The following is an 18843-nucleotide window of genomic DNA, read 5'->3' as shown; positions in this document are numbered from 1 at the left end:
ATACAGAATGCAACATTTTTTTGTTTCTTCCGCTTTAATCCAGCTTTTCTCCTTGAAAAACACCTGACTTCTCTAAATATTTCCGTAGCATTTCATACTGCCCACTTTGCCAAAATGCAGTTGAATCCACAAGTAAAGCAGCATCTTGCCTAGCTGTTTCTAATGCTCGATAATCATGTACCATATCAGCTACTTTAAATTCAGGTAAACCACTTTGTTTACTTCCAAAGAAATCTCCAGGACCACGCAGCTCCAAATCTTTTTCTGATAACACAAAGCCATCATTTGTCTCTGTCATAATACGCATGCGCTCTTTTCCCGTTTCTGATTTCGGATCAGCAATTAAAATACAATAAGATTGTTCACTTCCACGCCCTACACGACCACGAAGTTGATGAAGTTGTGATAATCCAAAACGTTCCGCATCATAAATAACCATTGTCGTTGCATTCGGTACGTTCACACCAACTTCTACAACTGTTGTCGAAATGAGAATTTGCACTTTATTTTCACTAAATTGTTGCATTACTTCATCTTTCTCCTGAGAAGAAAGGCGTCCATGCATTAATCCAACTTGAAATTTCCCTTGATAATGATGAGTCAGCATACTATGCAAATCAATTGCATTTTGCACATCCAGTTTCTCTGATTCTTCAATTAGCGGACAAATGACATATGCTTGTCGTCCTTTTTTCACTTCTTTCTCAACAAATCCAAGAACACGCTCAAACATATCGTGTTTCGCCCAGTACGTTTCAATTACTTTACGACCTGCCGGCATCTCATCAATAATTGATACATCCATTTCACCAAACGCAGTAATCGCCAATGTACGAGGAATTGGTGTTGCCGTCATAAATAAAACATCTGGACTTTCACCTTTCTCTCTCAAAACCCGGCGCTGCGCTACACCAAAACGATGTTGTTCGTCCGTAATAACAAGTCCAAGCCTATGAAATATGACTTCATCTTGAATTAAAGCATGCGTTCCAACAAGAATATCAATCTCTCCTTGTTCTAGTCTAGCTAATACCTCACGACGACGCGCTCCCTTTACAGAACTTGTTAATAATTCAATATTCATATTAAAATGAGCAAACGTAGATACGAGCGATTGATAATGTTGCTCAGCCAAAATTTCTGTCGGTACCATTAATGCTCCTTGATACCCAGCTAATTTCGCCGCATATAAAGCAATGGCAGCAACTACCGTTTTCCCCGAACCTACATCCCCTTGTAGTAAGCGATTCATCCGATACGGTGACTGCAAATCTTTCATAATTTCCAAAACTACACGATGTTGCGCATTCGTTAAAGGAAAAGGAAGTGCACCTATAAACTCTTCTAGCAACTCAAGAGAGACATCTTTTTTTATCCCTTTTGAACTTTCTCGTTCCATTTTACGAAGTGCTTGCATTTTCAATTGGAACAAGAAAAATTCTTCATATACAAAGCGCCGGCGCGCCTGTTTCATATCTTCTTGTCCACTAGGAAAATGCAAGGCATATAGCGCTTCGTAACGAGATAATAATTTATAACGAGACAACAGCCCATCTGGCAGTACTTCTTTCACAAAAGAACCGTATTCTTTAAATGCTTGTGCAATAAAGCGCCGCATCTGTTTTACCGTCAATTTCCCTTTAACCGAATATACCGGTTCTACTTCTTGTTGACGGACAACAGGACCAAAGTGCAGTTCAGATACCGAGATTGTTTGACGATGTTGATCCCATTTCCCAGTTATCGTTATTGTTTCATCAATATTTAATTTCTGCTTATAGTACGGTCTATTAAAGCATACGGCTGTAACTAAATAACGCCCAACGAGAACACGTACAGTGAGACGAGATTTCTTCTTTCCATAATACTGCAACAACGGCGCACTATGTACTTTACCTTCCACCGTTACACGTTCTTCGTGCTTAACTTCAGCTAAATCTTTCATCGCATAATCTTCGTATCTATATGGAAAATGCTCTAGTAAATCAGAAACCGTAAAAATCCCCATCTCATTTAATAATACAGCTGTTTCTTCTCCAATTCCTTTCACATCCGTAATCGGAACTTGCACAACTTCATTCAAGATCTTCACGCTCCGTTAAATCTTATTCCTAACTCTTCACATACAATACGTATCTTCTTTCCTTGTACGTTATATCATCATAATGACTACATATCTCCATTCGCATTTTAAATACGCAATCTCTACCTCTCCTATTCTACCATAGCATCAGTAAAGCGGAACAGTCGTTTCCCCCTTATCTAGCCGCATATACCAATCCAAATTCCAGCTATCCATTTCTATTTCTTACCATTTTATTCATATATAGCACTAATTATAAAGCGGCATTTCCATCAACGGGGTCTTACTGCCCGCGCATAGCAGGATAAAGTGAAACTTCCATCAGCGGGGAGGAGGGTGCTTCATTCCCCACTGATGGAAAGCTCTCACCAATCGGACTTTTACGGGCAGTTAGCCCACACCTATCTTCTGTAGAAAAGCGGAAGCGGTTCGCCCAGAATCGCAGGACGCCCACGCCCAAGGCAGAGAGGTGCCTTTTGCCTCGTCCGAGGGGGCGAAACGACCGGAGATTCTAGCCGCTAGAGCTAGACAGCGATTTTCTCCGAATCTTGAGGTGGGAGCTTACTGCCCGTTCATGCGGGATAAACAAGAAAGAGAGCCTCACTGCATTAGCTAGTAAGGCCCTCTCATTATTTATATTGTCTCACCCTATGCAGAGCAATCCCATTTTCGAAGGAGATACGCTACATACAAAGTTCGATCAGCGGAGCTAACCACTAACAGGGATGAAGTTTCACTTTATTCGACAGAAAAAATGAAGGAATATATAGGTTGATTTCCGTTATGAACCTCTACCTCTACATCTTCAAATTTTTCTTCTACAAATGCTACCAATGCAGCTACCTCTTCTTCCGATGCATCTTCACCTTGTAAAACCGTTAAGATTTCTGCATCTTCATCAAGCATATTTTCTAACAGCTTTTTCGCAGCTTCTAATTTCTTTGCATCCGTTGATACAATCTTCCCATCGGCAATGCACATGAAATCATCTTTATGAATTGTTACACCATCAATCTCTGTATCACGAACCGCATACGTAATTTGGCCTGTCTTCACATGAGTAAGCGCCTCATTCATATTTGCTGCATTTTCTTCCAGCGTTCCTACTGGATTGAATGCTAGCATAGCTGCCATACCTTGCGGAACTGTTTTCGAACGAACAACGATTACCTCTTGGTTCAATACAGAAGCAGCTTGTTCTGCAGCCATTACAATATTACCGTTGTTTGGTAAAATAATAACTTTTTCTGCATTTGCTTCTTCAATTGCTTTTACAATATCCTCTGTACTTGGATTCATCGTTTGACCGCCTTCAATAACTACCGTCGCGCCGATGCTTTCAAACAATTCTTTAATACCAGATCCCATCGCTACCGTTACGATTCCGTAAGGCTGCTTCTCTGCAGATTGTTTCACTTCTTCATGCATCACTGCAGGTTCATCTAATAAAGCAGTATGTTGTTCACGCATATTTTCTACTTTAATATTAATTAGGCTACCATAACGTTGTCCGTAGTTCATTGCATCTCCAGGATGCTCTGCATGAATGTGAACTTTCACGATTTCATCATCAGATACAACCAGCAATGAATCACCGTACACGCTAATATCTTCACGGAATTTTTGCTCAGAGAAGTTATGTTCTTTCATCTTCTCTTCGTCTAGTTTGACCATAAATTCTGTACAGTAGCCATATGTGATATCTTCTGTACTCAATTGGCTTTGTACACTACGGTGATGTTCTGCACGTACCATTTCATTCATAGATGGTTGCGCTGGCTCATCAGAAGTAATTGTTTCACCTTTTAACTCAGCTAAAAAGCCTTCATACACAACAACAAGGCCTTTACCACCGCTATCTACAACACCAACTTGCTTTAATACAGGTAATAAATCCGGCGTACGATTTAAAGATGCGTTCGCCTCTTTCACAACTTCTTCCATAAACAAAACAAAGTCGCGTTGTTTTTTCGCAACTGTGACTGCATGTTTACTCGTTTCTCTTGCAACAGTTAAAATCGTTCCTTCAATCGGTTTCATAACTGCTTTATATGCAGTTTCTACACCAGCTTCTAAAGCATCAGCAAAGTCAACTGTTGTTAACGTTTCTTTTTGCTCAATAGATTTTGAGAAACCACGGAAAAGCTGAGATAAAATTACGCCAGAATTCCCACGTGCTCCCATTAATAATCCTTTCGCTAGGCTCACTCCGACTTTCCCAGCATGCTCAGAAGGATTTCTCTTTACTTCTCGCGCTCCTGAAGTCATCGATAAATTCATGTTTGTACCGGTATCGCCATCTGGAACTGGAAAAACGTTTAAAGCATCAACTAGCTTGACGTTATTTGTTAAATTATTTGCCCCTTGCAGAATCATTTGGGCTAAACGCTTCCCATCAATTTTTTGAATTGACACAGATTTTCCTCCTTAATGCACATTACAAGTTTGTTACTTTTACTCCTTGCACGTAGATGTTTACAGAATCTACTGCTAGTCCTACTGTTTGATCTAATGTATACTTCACTTTCGTTTGAACATTGTGTGCTACCTCTGAAATTTTTGTACCATAGCTCACGATAATATACATGTCAATATGTACTTCATCATTCTCTTTACGAACAATAACGCCTCTTGTGAAATTTTCTTTTCGTAAGATTTCTGTTAATCCATCTTTTAATTGATTTTTTGACGCCATACCAACGATGCCGTAGCAATCTACTGCAGCGCCTCCAGCAATTGTTGCAATTACATCTGTACTAATATCAATTTGACCGAACTTTGTTTTGATTTCAATTGACATCTCGTTTCCCCCTTTAGAAATGGTGAAAGTGAGCTAGACTACTTTAATTACTATCATATAATCTTTTCAAAAAAAATTCCAACGTTCTTTACTTTTGCTCTCGTATTTATAGAATAATATAGCACTTCTTTTTATGATGAGCACAATAGTCCATTTTTATTATACAACACATATCCCTATAATATGTCAAGTGATTTTTCTTGATTTCCGCTTTTCTTACATATAGTGTCAAGTAATTTTTCTTGATTTCTTTCTTATACACTGTTGCATTCTCTTTTTAGTTGTGTTAAATTATAGTAGTGTTTTTAGCATCGCATAAAAGACTAACATTGAAAATTACGTAGGTTACGGTAGTTAAGGGAGGGAAATATAGATGGCTCGTGTTTGTGCTATTACTGGAAGAAAAGCTCGTTCTGGTAACTCTCGTTCTCACGCAATGAACGCTACAAAACGTAAATGGGGCGCTAACCTTCAAAAAGTTCGCGTACGCATTAACGGTAAAGTTCAACGTGTTTACGTTTCTGCTAGAGCATTAAAATCTGGCAAAATCGAACGTGTTTAATAATAAAAAAGAGAGCCTTTTGGCTCTTTTTTTATTATCCTCATGAAAAAAGCACCGGTAACAGGTGCTTTTTTTATTCCTTTTTAAAGGTATTCAACACCGCGCGAACAATTCCACCAAGAAATTTCGGCAACTTAATTGTATAAAATCTCATGGTTTCCCTCCTAATCCCCATTACTCCACTTGTTTACTATATGACGTAGCAACAAAAGTAGTTCTTCAATCAGTGCTTCTTATCACCATTAATATGCCAGAAGTAAATGAAAAAGTACCTTTTTCCGCAACGAGTTCATTACTAATACAAAGTGTTGATCCCCATTCTATCGTTTTATCTGTAAGAGGATATTTAAAACCGCGAAGAGTAATTCCCGATACTATTTCTGTAACAGGAACAAAAGATAGGTAAGGAAATGATGAATTTTCTTCTATTGTATATGTACCTGATTCTTTAACAAAAATTTCATTTTTATAATCTACAATGCTCATGTTCACATTTGCTCGTAAGGCCTTTAGTAGCATTTGAGTGTTTGCTAAACTATGATCCAATCTTCCACCTGTTGCACCAAAAATACGAATTTGTTCTGGTTCTTGCTCTAAAGCCCAATTAATTGCAATCTCTAAATCCGTTTGATCCTTTTCTTTCGGTACAATATGCAAGTCTTCTTTTTGTTTTTGCATCCATACTAACTCTTCTTCTGTAACAGAATCATAATCACCAAAAGCTACTTGTGGTGTTATTCCAAGCTGTAACAAACGATATACTCCTCGATCAACAGCTGCCCATACAACCTCTTCACTCTCATATTTTGAAAAATCTGCCCAACACTCTACTGGACCTCCAGCTAAAATATGAATAATCATGTTCTCTCTCCTTCTATAGAAAAAAGGCAATCTACCAATAGCTAGATTACCTTTTCCTTTAACCATTTTACCTATCTACAGACTCATTTTCATCCCGCTATTTGCGGGCAGTAAAACCCCCACTGATGGAAGTTTCACTTTATCCACGAATAGCCGCAATCGCTGCCCCGCGATCTTTTTGATTGTATACAGCGGACCCTGCAACGAGAACATTAGCTCCTGCTTCTACACATAATTTCGCGGTTTCTATATTAACGCCGCCATCAACTTCAATCTCTACTTGTAAATTGCGTTCACGAACCATGTCAGCAACTTGTTTAATTTTTGGTAATACAGCATGAATGAACTTTTGACCACCAAAGCCTGGGTTTACCGTCATAAGTAACACCATATCTATATCTCCTAATACATGCTCAATCATTGAAACTGGTGTATGTGGATTTAAAACAACACCCGCTTTAATACCATGCGACTTGATTAATTGAATCGTACGATGTAAATGCGGACACGCTTCTACGTGTACTGTAATAATATCCGCTCCTGCTTTTGCAAAAGTAGGAATGTACTGATCCGGATTTTCAATCATCAGATGAACATCTAATGGTAAAGAAGTAATGGGACGAATTGCTTCTACAATCAGCGGACCAATTGTAATATTTGGAACAAAATGCCCGTCCATTACATCGACATGTATGTAATCCGCTCCGCCTTTTTCTACATCTTTAATTTCTTCTCCCAATCTTGAAAAGTCTGCTGATAAAATCGATGGTGCAATTTTAATCATCATTAATACCTCGGCTTTCTATCTCTAATTTCTTCAACGAATTGCATGTAGTGCTCATAACGATAGCGTGTAATGCCACCTTCTTCTACAGCATCTTTTACCGCACACTTCGGCTCAGAAAGATGTGTACAACCTCTAAATTTACAGTATTGACTCTGTTCTTTCAATTCTGGAAAACAATATGTGAGATCTTCTACTTCTATATCGATAAAATCCAGCGAACTAAACCCAGGTGTATCTGCAACAAGGCCGCTTCCTACTTCAATTAATTCCACATGTCTTGTCGTATGCTTACCTCGCCCTAAATGAGCTGAAATTCCACTCGTTTTTAACGCTAAATCTGGACGTAATACGTTTAAAAGAGAAGATTTCCCTACACCAGATTGACCCGCTACAACAGAAACACAACCTTGTAAAAACGGCTTTAATACTTCTATGCTCTCTGAAGTTGTCGTTGAAGTAAATACCACATCGTAACCAATTGCAATGTAATCCCGTGCATACGATTCAATTGTTTCACGTGTTTTCTCATCTATTAAATCCATCTTACTGATACAAATAATGGGTTTAATATTATGAAACTCGATTAAAACTAAAAAACGGTCTAATAACAATGGATTAAACTCTGGTTCTACTGCAGAAAATACAAGCAGCGCTTGATCAACGTTCGCAATCGGCGGGCGCACAAGTTCATTTTTTCGCTCTAATATTTCTAGAACATATCCTTCGCTCGGATTTTCAGCTTGGAATACGACTTGATCGCCAACAAGCGGTGTAATTTTATGTTTACGGAATACACCACGTCCTCGGCACTGCGTTACCCCCTCTTCATGCTGCACATAGTAGAATCCACTTAAAGCTTTTATAATTTTCCCTTCTGGCATACATTCTCTCCTTCATTTATCTTGTTCTAAAGAACATAAAAAACCAATTTCTTTTTATAGATATTCATAATAGACTTTAGAACGAGATTCGTTCAACTCACCATTTATAAGTTCCTAACGTGAGTTTCACTTTACCCTGTTGGATACAGAACTTCTTTTTCGATTAACGTCGTTCCGTCACGAACAATTTTATAACGCCCTTTTTTTCCTTCTTGAATAACAAACTCAAGAGAAATTGTCGTAGACTCTGTTATCGTTCTCGTTTCAAACGGCTTATCCATAGTATTCTGCATATCTTCTTTATATATTTCAATTGTTTGTGGTTTTTTCTCTCCAGTTGCCGATGCTTGATACTCGATTGGGATATTGTCGACTTTTACAGTTTTTGTCGGCTTTTCTTTAGGTCCATCAGAGACAACAATTGTTACTTTTGTCCCTTCTTTTAAGTTCGTATCTGGCTTTGGTGATTGCGAAATAACAAGCCCTTTATCAACTGTATTTGAATACTCTCTCTTTATTTCTGGCACAAGCTTTTTATCGTTTAAATAGCTATTCACACTATTTTCTGTCCAACCAGAAAAATCAACAAGTCGAATTTGTTTCGGCCCCTTACTAATCCACACTTTTATTTCTTGTTCTTCCTCGACAATAGATTGTCCTGCTTCAGGAATTTGTTCTACAATTTCATCTTTCGGCTTTTCGCTTTCAATATAATAAGGTACAACGCCCTTATATTGAGTTAATTCATCTTTAATCTGATTATATTCTTTCCCAATTAAATTAGGCATTTTTTTCTTTTGTTTTCCACCTGATTGAAAAATCGTGATTTTTGTATTCTCTCTCACAATCCGTCCTGCCGCTGGATTTGTTTTAATGGCCTTACCTTCTTCCACTTCATCTGTATATACAACTTGCGGTGTCGTCAATTCGAACCCTTTATCAACAAGTGTATTGACAGCTTTTTCATAGGTCATACCAGACACATCCGGCACTTTGACTTCCTTTGGAATAAAGAAACCTGGAATAACTGTCACTGCCAATATTCCACACACAACTAAAAATATGAAAGTCGTAAGTAAAATTTTGAGCCATCGATTGCTTTTCTTTTTTTGTTGTTCTTCTTGTTTTACTTCATTTTGCTGCTTTTCTTCTTTCGAATTTCCAGATAAAACAATCGTTTCTTCGCTATTTGTATTTATCAATTGCTCCTGCTGAATGATAGGAATTGCCTTTGTTGCTTCCATATCTTCAGGTATATGGAAAGGTTGTTCATTTATTCGTTCTGGATATAATGCTGTTTCAATATCACGTTTCATTGCATTAGCAGATTGATAGCGATGAAATGGATCTTTCGTTGTTGCTTTCAAAATAATATTTTCTACACTTTGCGGAATATCAGGATTCCATCTTTTCGGAGATGGTGTTTCATTTTGCAAATGTTTAAGAGCAATAGAAACAGCAGATTCTCCAGAAAACGGCGGCCTTCCTGTTAATAGCTCAAACATCACAATTCCAAGTGAATAAATATCTGATTGCTTATTGGCAACACCGCCTCTTGCCTGCTCAGGAGATAAATAATGAACAGAACCAAGAACAGAATTTGTATGTGTAATCGTCGTTGCGCTTGTCGCTGTTGCAATACCAAAGTCTGTGACCTTTACAACACCATCACTTCGAATTAAAATATTATGAGGCTTAATATCACGGTGAACAATTTCAAAATGATGCGCATGAGCCATCGCAGCAGTTAATTGTTCCATAATATCAAGCGCTTCTCCTACAGGAAGAAGACCTCGCTGTTGTATGTATTGCTTTAACGTTTGACCAGGCACATATTCCATAACAAGATAATAAATTCCATCTTCTTCTCCGACATCATACATATTAACAATATTTGGATGAGATAACGTTGTGACCGATTGAGCTTCTCGATGGAAACGCTTAATAAACTCCTCGTTATTTGAATAATCAAGGCGTAACATCTTTACAGCTACATCACGATCAAGTATGTCATCATGCGCCAAATATACATTGGCCATTCCCCCGCCACCAATCATTTTAAGCAGTTTGTAACGGTCATTTAGGCGTCTTCCAATCATCACGTTGTAATTCACCTACTTTCGTTCGCCGAATCCGCATAATCAATAATGACAAGAGTAATGTTATCTTCGCCGCCAAGGTCATTTGCAAGCTGCACAAGTTGTTCACTTTTTGTTTGCAAAAGTTCATCAGATTGTAAAACCTCTTTCATACGGCTCATTGCAACTTTATTAGATAACCCATCGGAACAGAGCAACAACTGATCTCCATCTTCTAATACTAAAGTTTTCACATCTAATATAACGGTTTCTTCCGTACCAAGTGCTCTTAATAAAACATTTTTTCGTGGATGATATTCAGCATCTTCTTTTGAAATTTCTCCATGTCGAACGAGTTCATTTACAAGGGAATGATCTTCGGTTATAAGTGACATATAATCATCCGATAACATATAACAGCGACTATCTCCAATATGGCCAATTGTAACAAAAGTAGCTGTGCATATAGCCGCAACAATTGTTGTCCCCATTCCACTACATTCTGGATGTTCCCCAGAATATTTGTATACACGTTCATTAATAATTTGAGCATGATTATGTAACCATTGTTCTGCTTTTTTAGGCGTATCCATATTATACGTTTGTTCCCAATAGTCATGGAACAATTGGATTGCCATCGAGCTGGCAACATCGCCCGCTCGATGACCTCCCATTCCATCTGCTACAACCGCTAAAACAGCTCCATCTAGATTATGAAATACTCCTGCACTATCTTCATTATGTTGACGAACTTTTCCTTTATCTGATAGAAACACGGTTTTCATCATCTCACCTCGTCTCTTCTTTGCGCTCCTTTGCACGCAATTGACCGCAGGCTGCATCAATATCATGACCTTGTTCACGACGAATCGTTACGTTAACACCACGATCTTTTAATGTTTTTTCAAACAAGAAAATTTGTTCGCGCGGTGTTCTTACATAATCGCGTTCTGGTACATAGTTAACTGGAATTAAGTTAACATGACATTTCACACCTTTTAACAGCTGAGCTAATTCCTCAGCATGTTCGACTTGGTCATTTTCTCCTCCAAATAAGCCATATTCAAATGAAACACGGCGTCCAGTTTTCTCGATGTAATATTTGATAGCTTCCATTAAATCCGGTAGCTTGTATGCCCGGTTAATTGGCATTAATTTTGAACGCAGCTCTGTATTTGGAGCATGTAAAGAAATCGCAAAGTTAATTTGTATATTTTCTTCAGCAAACTTATAAATTTTCGGGATAATTCCACTTGTTGATACAGTCATATGACGCGCTCCAATGTGAAGCCCTTTTTCATGATTCACGATACGTAAAAACGCCATTAAGCTGTCATAATTATCAAACGGTTCTCCGATTCCCATAACAACAAGAGAGCTTACACGCTCATCTGTATTATCTAGCTCACGTTGTACTTCGACAACTTGTGCAACAATCTCACCAGCTTCTAAATTGCGTTTTAAGCCGCCAAGTGTTGATGCGCAAAACGTACAGCCAATTCGGCAACCAACTTGTGTTGTTACACAAATTGAATTTCCATAATCATGGCGCATTAATACCGTTTCAATAGAATACCCATCATGCAATTGGAATAAGAATTTAATTGTTCCATCTGAAGATGTTTGCTTTACCAATGTTTTTAAAGTTGTAATATCAAAGGAATTCGACAATTTTTCACGCAATCCTTTAGAAAGGTTTGACATATCCTCAAAAGTTGTTACACGTTTTTTATATAGCCAATCAAAAATTTGACCCGCACGGAACTTAGGTTCTCCTTGTTCTTTTAGCCATTGTTCCATATCATGAAGCTGCAGGGAATAAATAGACGGTTTTTTTGTTTCTAATTCTTTTTTTTGTTTTTTTACAGTTGTTTCCATGATGCTACACCTTCTTTCTTAAACAAGCGATATAAAATCCATCCGTCGCAAAGTAATGCGGTAAAATTTGCACTCCACCTTCTACTACATACGGATGCACGTCTTTTGGCAATCGTTCTTTCATTGTTGTATCCCACTCAAATTCAGGGTGTGATTGCAAAAACAGCTCTACCACTTGTTCATTTTCTACTTTTTCAATTGTACACGTACTATAAACAAGGCGTCCTCCCTTTTTCAACAAAGGAGCTACCTTTTCTAAAATAGATAGTTGAATATTTGCAAGTCTTTCACTATCTTCTTTTTGTTTTCCAATTTTAATATCTGGTTTACGGCGAATTACACCAAATCCAGAGCACGGAGCATCCACTAATACTTTATCAAAACTCTCTTGTTCAAAATGTTCTTGTACTTTCCGGGCATCGAGCGCTTTCGCTTCTACATTTTCTAATTGAAGACGCTTTGCTTGTTGCTGAATTAAACGCACTTTGTGTGGATGTAAATCAAGAGAGATGACTTTCCCTGTTCCTTGCAAGCGTTCTGCAATATGCGTTGTTTTCCCACCAGGAGCAGCGCAACTATCAAGAATAATATCTCCCGCTTCCGGATTAAGTGCACGAGCCACAAGCATGGAACTTTCATCTTGGATAGACAACAATCCTTCTTGAAATGCTTTTGTATGAGCTACATTTCCTTTTTCTATTTGAATTGCATCTTCTGACAAATCACCATATTTTGCTTGAATTCCTTCTGTTTCTAGCATTTGAAGCGCCTCTTCTACAGATGCTTTCGCCACATTCACTCGAGCGGTTGGAACTGGTGGAAGTAAGTTTACTTCACACATTTTTTGTGCCGTTTCGATTCCGTATGCTTCTACCCATTCTTTTACAAGCCATTCTGGATGACCTGTCGCAATTGCAAGGCGTTTTTCAGGACTTTTAATCTCATCTAACGATGGAACACCTTCACGCTGAATAGAACGGAGTACTCCGTTCACAAGACCTGCAATTCCTTTATGTCCACGGCGCTTTGCGATTTCAACCGCTTCATGAATTGCCGCTCGCTCTGGAACACGATCTAAATATAACATTTGATACAAAGATAAGCGAAGTAGCACTTTTACCCACAGTTCAATTTTTTTCCGCAAAAACGGCTGTAAATAGTAATCAAGTGTATCACGTCTTTGAATTGTTCCATATACAATTTCTGTTAACAATCCAACATCTTTTTTATCAATATTGCTTTTTTCAATAAGATTGTTCAAAAGCAAGTTACTGTATGCACCGCTTTTTTCAACTTGTAATAAACCGTCAAGAGCTAATTCACGAACGTTTTGTTTCATGCGTCTACTCCTAACTTCGTACCAATTTCAGGCTTTGTTCCACGCAAAAATTGTGAACAGCTCATGCGCTTTTTACCAGATGGTTGCAACTCGGTAATTTTAATTGCCGTTTTATTTCCTGTTGCCACAATAAAACCATCTTCTTCAACTGCTATAATTGTTCCCGCTTCGGCTTGCTCCTTTACAGAAACCTTTTCTCCCCACCATACTTTTACAACTTGTCCTGCTAAAATCGTATAAGCAACTGGCCATGGATTTAAACCACGAATATGATTGTAAATCTCTTCACCTGTTTTCATCCAATCAATCTTTTCTTGCTCACGTTTAATATTATAAGCAAATGTTGCTTCATCTTCATTTTGTTTAATTGGTTTCAGCTTTCCTTCTATTAACAGCGGAACAGTTGTCGATAATAAGTGCGCTCCAGCCTCACTTAATTTATCAAATAATGAACCAGTTGTTTCACGTTCTTCAATTTCTACTTCTACTTGCGTTAAAATATCACCGGCATCTAATTTTTCAACCATATACATAATCGTAATACCTGTCTTTTCTTTTCCTTGCATGATGGAATAATGAATAGGTGCACCACCGCGAAGTTCTGGGAGTAATGAAGCATGGACATTAATACATCCGTACTTCGGTGCTTCTAAAATTTCGTTTGGTACAATTTGTCCGAACGCAGCTGTTACAATTAAATCCGGCTCTAGCGCCAACACCTTTTCATATTCATCTTTTTCACGAATTTTTAACGGTTGTAACACCGGAATACCATGTTTTTCTGCTTCAACTTTAACAGGTGTTGGTGTCATAATCTTTTTTCTACCTACTGGACGATCCGGCTGTGTCACAACACCAATCACATCATATCCATCTTCAATAAGACGACGAAGCACCGGCACTGAAAAGTCCGGTGTTCCCATAAATACAACTTTCACCATTCACAAAACTCTCCTTTTACATCTCTTCTAATTCGTTTTCTTCATAATATCGCGTTACCTTAGATGTAAATAATACACCGTGTAAATGATCGATTTCATGTTGAATTGCACGAGCTAAAAATCCGTCTGCTTCTAGTAAAAATACTTTTCCACGGCGATTTTGAGCACGTACTTTAATATACTCGGCACGTGTTACATCACCAAAAAGCCCCGGAAAACTTAAGCAACCTTCGGGACCTACTTGTTCACCACGTTGTTCCAAAATAACAGGATTAATCAACTCAATTTTCCCGTTATCATCATCAATGTCTACAACAGCAACCTGCAAACTTACACCAACTTGCGGTGCTGCTAAACCAACACCATCTGCGATCAACATTGTTTCGTGCATGTCTTTTAACAGTTTCACTAACTTTTTATCAAAGTTTATAACACGTTCACACGGCGTTTCTAATACTTCATTTGGATGTTTTACAATTTCTAACGTTGCCATACTTCTCTCCCTCTCAACATACAATGAGATTCAAATAAAGGTGCATCTTCTTATCCTGCTACTCGAAGGCGATAAGAGTCCAGTTGGTGAGATCTTTCCACAAGTAGTGAAATAAAGCCTCCCACTTGTATAAGTTTCACTTTATTTTATCCATTTACCTCTGAATTTGACTGCTACATTAACATGGTTGGATTAAAATCAATTGAGATTTGCAAGTCTTTCTGCATTTCTGCCTGATAATGTTCATTTACCATTTTGAGCACGTACTTTAAGTTTGGTTCCCGTTTGTATTTTATCATGCATTGATAGCGATATCTATCTTTTATACGAGGAATTGCTGAAGCAACCGGACCTAAAATCATCGTTTGCTGGGCACAATGTTGTCGCAAGAAACCAACAATTTTCTCTGTTACCTGCACCGCTTTTAATAATTCCGGATGGGATACTGTAACTAGTGCCACATAATAATATGGTGGATATTGCCGAATTTTCCTCATATACATCTCGCGTTCAAAGAACGTATCATACTGCTGCTGTTTCGCTAATTCTACACTATAATGTTCGGGTGTATATGTTTGAATAACGACTTCACCTGGAAGTTCATGACGTCCAGCCCGACCGCTCACTTGTGTTAAAAGCTGATATGTTTTTTCACTCGCCCTGAAATCCGGCAAATGCAGCATCGTATCTGCTGTTAATACACCTACAAGTGTTATATTTGGAAAATCAAGACCTTTGGCAATCATTTGTGTTCCAAGTAAAATATCTGCCTCTCCTGCACCAAATGATTTCAGGAGCTTTTCATGCATCCCTTTACGACTTGTCGTATCAACATCCATTCGAATGACACGCGCCTCAGGGAACAACTTTGTAATTTCTTCTTCAACCTTTTGTGTTCCTGTTCCAAAGAAGCGGATATAGGAACTATTACAAGCGGGGCAAGCATTTGGTAAATTTTCCTCATAACTGCAATAATGACATTTCAAGCGATTATTCATCCTGTGATATGTAAGTGAAATATCACAGTGTGGGCATTGTACTACATAGCCACAATCACGACACATGACAAATGTTGAATGGCCCCTTCTATTTAAAAAGAGTACCATTTGTTCCTTTTTCTCTAACCGATCCGCCATTTTCTCATGAAGAAGCTGAGAAAACATAGAACGATTCCCGGCACGAAGTTCTTCTCTCATATCAATAATCTCAACTGCCGGCAAATCCCTTTCATTCATACGCTTTGTCATTGTAAGCAGCTCATATACACCTTTTTTTGCGCGAGCAAACGATTCTAGTGTAGGTGTAGCACTTCCTAATACGACGGGACAATTGTGATATTCTCCCCGCCGAATTGCAACAGTACGTGCATGGTAGCGTGGATTGTCCTCTTGTTTGTAACTCGATTCATGTTCTTCATCAATTATAATAATTCCTAAATTCTCAAATGGTGCAAAAATTGCTGAACGGGCCCCTACAACTACTTTGACTTCTTTCCGCAAGATTTTACGCCATTCATCATATTTTTCCCCAACAGACAATGCGCTATGAAGAACTGCAACTTGCGAGCCAAAACGCCCTTTAAAACGATCCACCATTTGCGGCGTTAATGAAATTTCAGGTACAAGTACAATGGCTTCTTTTCCTTTTCTAAGCACTTCTTCAATTGACTGTAAATAAACTTCTGTTTTTCCGCTCCCTGTTACACCGTACAGTAAAAACGTCTCATGCTTTTCTTTTGTAATGGAAGTTAAAATCGGTGTAATGACTTGTTGTTGCTCTTCTGTAAGCGGCAATGGTTTTGTGCGCTCAAAAGCAGCATCATCATACGGATTTCGATACACTTCCACATATTTTTCAGCTAACAAACCTTTTTTCACAAGAGATTTAATGGGAGCATCCGTCATTTGTAATTCTTCCAATACTATTTTTAACGGTACAGACCGATAGTGTTCCATAAAATAATACAATACATCTTGCTGCTTTTTACTCTTTAGATGAAAGGCCGCTTCCTCTAATTCTTCGTAAGGCAAAACAGGTTGAATCATTTTTTGTTTTTTCTTTTGCGCCTTATCCTTTACTTCATAAACAACTTCTACAGTCCCTTTCGCAATTTCTGTTTGCACTGCACGGTACAACTGTGGTTGTTCATCTAGCACATTCCAATCGATGCTTTCTTTTCCCTGAAAGAGCAATTTCACATTGGCCGCTACGTCTTCCGGTCGATGAAGACGTAGCTGTTTTTTATATGTCGCTTTAATTGCTGTTGGCAACATAACTTGGAACGCTGAAATTTTGAAGCAAAGTGTTTCTTCTGTAAGCCAACTTCCAAGCTGTAGTAATTCCTCATTTAATACAGGTGTTACATCTAATAATTCATGCAACGTTTTCAACTTATTTACATCTACATCTACTGTATCTTTTATCCCGATGACAAATCCTTGTAATTTTCGCGGTCCAAATGGAACAACAACTCGCATACCCGTTTGAACAAGATCTTCCCAACGCTGAGGAATAATATAATCGAATGGCCTATCCGTTTGCCTTGCTGGAACATCGACAATTACACTTGCAAATTTCATGCATAATCCTCTTCCAACATTGTTTCAACTTGTAGTAAAATCTCTCTCGCTACTTCCTGCTTTGCTAGTAGCGGCAATTCAATCATGGCGCCATTTCGTTTATACATTGTCACAATATTTGTATCCGTACCAAATCCTGCACCTTCTGCTTTTACATCATTAGCAACAATCATATCAGCATTTTTCTCACGTAATTTTTTCGTTGCATACTCTTTAACGTTTGTTGTTTCTGCTGCAAAGCCAATGAGTAATTGATGCTCTTTTTGTTCACCTAATGTTTTAAGAATATCTATCGTGCGTTCAAGTTCAATAACCGTATCGCCATTTTTCTTTTTCATTTTTTCATCATAAACGATTTTCGGCCGATAATCTGCAACGGCTGCTGTTTTGATGACAACATCCATACTAGAATAATGATGTAAAACTGCCTCTAGCATATCTTGCGCTGATTGTACTTGTATTGTGCTTACATTCACAGGTGGCGTTAGCGCCGTTGGACCAGAAACAAGAATGACCTCTGCTCCAAGACTTGCCGCAACTTCGGCAAGCGCATAGCCCATTTTTCCAGATGAGAAATTTGTCATAAAACGAACTGGATCAATCTTCTCACGTGTTGGTCCTGCCGTCACTAGTATCCGTTTTCCTTGAAGTGGCTTCCCTTGTGAAAAATGTACTTCTAACATTTCTACAATGTTTTCTGGTTCTTCTAACCGACCTTTCGCAACATATCCACAAGCTAAAAAGCCTTCTCCAGGCTCAATAAATGTATAACCTAATTTTTTTAATGTTTGCATGTTTTTTTGAACAACTGGATTTTCGTACATATGAACATTCATCGCAGGTGCAATCCACACTGGAGCTGTTGTTGCAAGAAGCGTCGTTGAAATCATATCATCTGCAAGACCATTTGCGAATTTACCAATAATGTTTGCTGTCGCTGGTGCAACAAGGACAACATCAGCCCAATCTGCTAAATCAATATGAGCAATGACTGCTGAATCTTTTTCATCAAATGTATCTGTATATACATCATGGCGAGAAAGCGCTTGAAATGTAAGCGGTGTAACAAACTTCATTGCCGATTCACTCATTATTACTTTCACAAGCGCACCTGCCTGTGTTAATTTACTTGTTAGCGCAGCTGCTTTAAAAACAGCAATGCCTCCTGTAACACATAAAAGTATTTTTTTCCCTTTTAGCATAGGTCTCGTCCTCTTTCTTTCATGAAACTTAGTCCTATTCGAACTTCAAATTATTCATAATCACAAACATACAATTAAAGTGAAACTTCCATCAGTGTGATTTTTTCTTCATCCCCACTGATGGAAAGCTTTCACCAATCGGGTTCTTACGGGCAGTTATTTCCCACCTATCTTCTTTAGAAAAGCGGAAGCGGCTCGCTCAAAATCGCAGGACGCCCGCGCCCAAGGCAGAGATGCACTTTTTGCCTCGTCCGAGGGGGTGAAACGACTGGAGATTCTAGCGGCTAGAGCTGGACAACGATTCTCTCACTCTTGAGGCGGGAGCCTTACTGCCCAAAAGCAGCAGGATAAAAGTTGCC

16 protein-coding genes are annotated in these 18843 nt (G+C 38.4%); 1 reads left to right on the top strand and 15 read right to left on the bottom strand.

Annotated elements, in window-relative coordinates; translation table 11 throughout:
* Window positions 1-34 precede the first annotated feature (34 nt).
* The 3 genes from recG to AB1279_RS08425 all read right to left on the bottom strand — a co-directional run bounded on the left by recG (window position 35) and on the right by AB1279_RS08425 (window position 4883).
* Window positions 35-2083, bottom strand: coding sequence for an ATP-dependent DNA helicase RecG (gene recG, locus AB1279_RS08435; protein ID WP_429758406.1), 2049 nt, complete (start codon window positions 2081-2083; stop codon window positions 35-37).
* Between the two features lie 738 nt (window positions 2084-2821).
* Complete coding sequence (locus AB1279_RS08430; RefSeq protein ID WP_429754183.1) at window positions 2822-4498, bottom strand: DAK2 domain-containing protein; 1677 nt, start codon at window positions 4496-4498, stop codon at window positions 2822-2824.
* A gap of 22 nt (window positions 4499-4520) precedes the next feature.
* Window positions 4521-4883 carry an Asp23/Gls24 family envelope stress response protein gene (locus AB1279_RS08425; RefSeq protein WP_336483141.1) on the bottom strand — a complete coding sequence of 121 codons (363 nt, stop codon included), beginning with the start codon at window positions 4881-4883 and terminating at the stop codon, window positions 4521-4523.
* Between the two features lie 373 nt (window positions 4884-5256).
* Between AB1279_RS08425 and rpmB the strand changes: the two genes are divergently transcribed.
* Complete coding sequence (rpmB, locus tag AB1279_RS08420; protein WP_012094952.1) at window positions 5257-5445, top strand: 50S ribosomal protein L28; 189 nt, start codon at window positions 5257-5259, stop codon at window positions 5443-5445.
* A 73-nt stretch (window positions 5446-5518) separates the two neighbouring features.
* On the opposite strand, the gene spoVM is transcribed toward rpmB, so the two are convergent.
* The 12 genes from spoVM to coaBC form a co-directional block, all read right to left on the bottom strand.
* On the bottom strand, window positions 5519-5599 hold the full coding sequence (gene spoVM / locus AB1279_RS08415) for a stage V sporulation protein SpoVM (RefSeq protein WP_098309662.1): 81 nt from the start codon (window positions 5597-5599) through the stop codon (window positions 5519-5521).
* 65 nt (window positions 5600-5664) lie between these two features.
* Window positions 5665-6306, bottom strand: a complete 642-nt coding sequence (locus AB1279_RS08410; protein ID WP_429758405.1) for a thiamine diphosphokinase — start codon at window positions 6304-6306, stop codon at window positions 5665-5667.
* A gap of 139 nt (window positions 6307-6445) precedes the next feature.
* Window positions 6446-7090: a ribulose-phosphate 3-epimerase gene (gene rpe, locus AB1279_RS08405; RefSeq protein WP_429761326.1), complete on the bottom strand. Its 645-nt coding sequence runs from the start codon at window positions 7088-7090 to the stop codon at window positions 6446-6448.
* 2 nt (window positions 7091-7092) lie between these two features.
* Window positions 7093-7974 (bottom strand): ribosome small subunit-dependent GTPase A, encoded by an 882-nt coding sequence (gene rsgA / locus AB1279_RS08400; protein ID WP_429754180.1) that lies wholly within the window; start codon window positions 7972-7974, stop codon window positions 7093-7095.
* A gap of 131 nt (window positions 7975-8105) precedes the next feature.
* Complete coding sequence (pknB, locus tag AB1279_RS08395) at window positions 8106-10076, bottom strand: Stk1 family PASTA domain-containing Ser/Thr kinase (RefSeq protein WP_429758404.1); 1971 nt, start codon at window positions 10074-10076, stop codon at window positions 8106-8108.
* A gap of 8 nt (window positions 10077-10084) precedes the next feature.
* Window positions 10085-10837, bottom strand: coding sequence for a Stp1/IreP family PP2C-type Ser/Thr phosphatase (locus AB1279_RS08390; protein ID WP_429754177.1), 753 nt, complete (start codon window positions 10835-10837; stop codon window positions 10085-10087).
* Window positions 10838-10841: 4 nt separating this feature from the next.
* Window positions 10842-11930, bottom strand: coding sequence for a 23S rRNA (adenine(2503)-C(2))-methyltransferase RlmN (gene rlmN / locus AB1279_RS08385; RefSeq protein WP_429758403.1), 1089 nt, complete (start codon window positions 11928-11930; stop codon window positions 10842-10844).
* 4 nt (window positions 11931-11934) lie between these two features.
* Entirely contained in the window at window positions 11935-13269 is a 1335-nt protein-coding gene (gene rsmB, locus AB1279_RS08380; RefSeq protein WP_429758402.1) for a 16S rRNA (cytosine(967)-C(5))-methyltransferase RsmB, read from the bottom strand.
* A complete protein-coding gene (gene fmt / locus AB1279_RS08375) occupies window positions 13266-14210 on the bottom strand; it encodes a methionyl-tRNA formyltransferase (protein ID WP_429758401.1) in 945 nt (314 codons plus the stop codon). Before fmt ends, rsmB begins: the two co-directional genes overlap by 4 nt.
* Before the next feature lie 16 nt (window positions 14211-14226).
* The gene (gene def / locus AB1279_RS08370) at window positions 14227-14703 is read right to left on the bottom strand and encodes a peptide deformylase (RefSeq protein ID WP_090912690.1); all 477 of its coding nucleotides are present in this window, start codon (window positions 14701-14703) and stop codon (window positions 14227-14229) included.
* Between the two features lie 173 nt (window positions 14704-14876).
* Window positions 14877-17282 (bottom strand): primosomal protein N', encoded by a 2406-nt coding sequence (priA, locus tag AB1279_RS08365; RefSeq protein WP_429758400.1) that lies wholly within the window; start codon window positions 17280-17282, stop codon window positions 14877-14879.
* Window positions 17279-18484 (bottom strand): bifunctional phosphopantothenoylcysteine decarboxylase/phosphopantothenate--cysteine ligase CoaBC, encoded by a 1206-nt coding sequence (coaBC, locus tag AB1279_RS08360; RefSeq protein ID WP_429758399.1) that lies wholly within the window; start codon window positions 18482-18484, stop codon window positions 17279-17281. Before coaBC ends, priA begins: the two co-directional genes overlap by 4 nt.
* Window positions 18485-18843: the final 359 nt, after the last annotated feature.

Origin of the sequence: Bacillus sp. S14(2024) (assembly GCF_050473785.1) — a bacterium.
Taxonomy (GTDB): domain Bacteria; phylum Bacillota; class Bacilli; order Bacillales; family Bacillaceae_G; genus Bacillus_A; species Bacillus_A yunxiaonensis.
The sequence above is the reverse complement of the archived record's forward strand: the minus strand, read 5'-3'. Positions and strand labels throughout refer to the sequence as shown.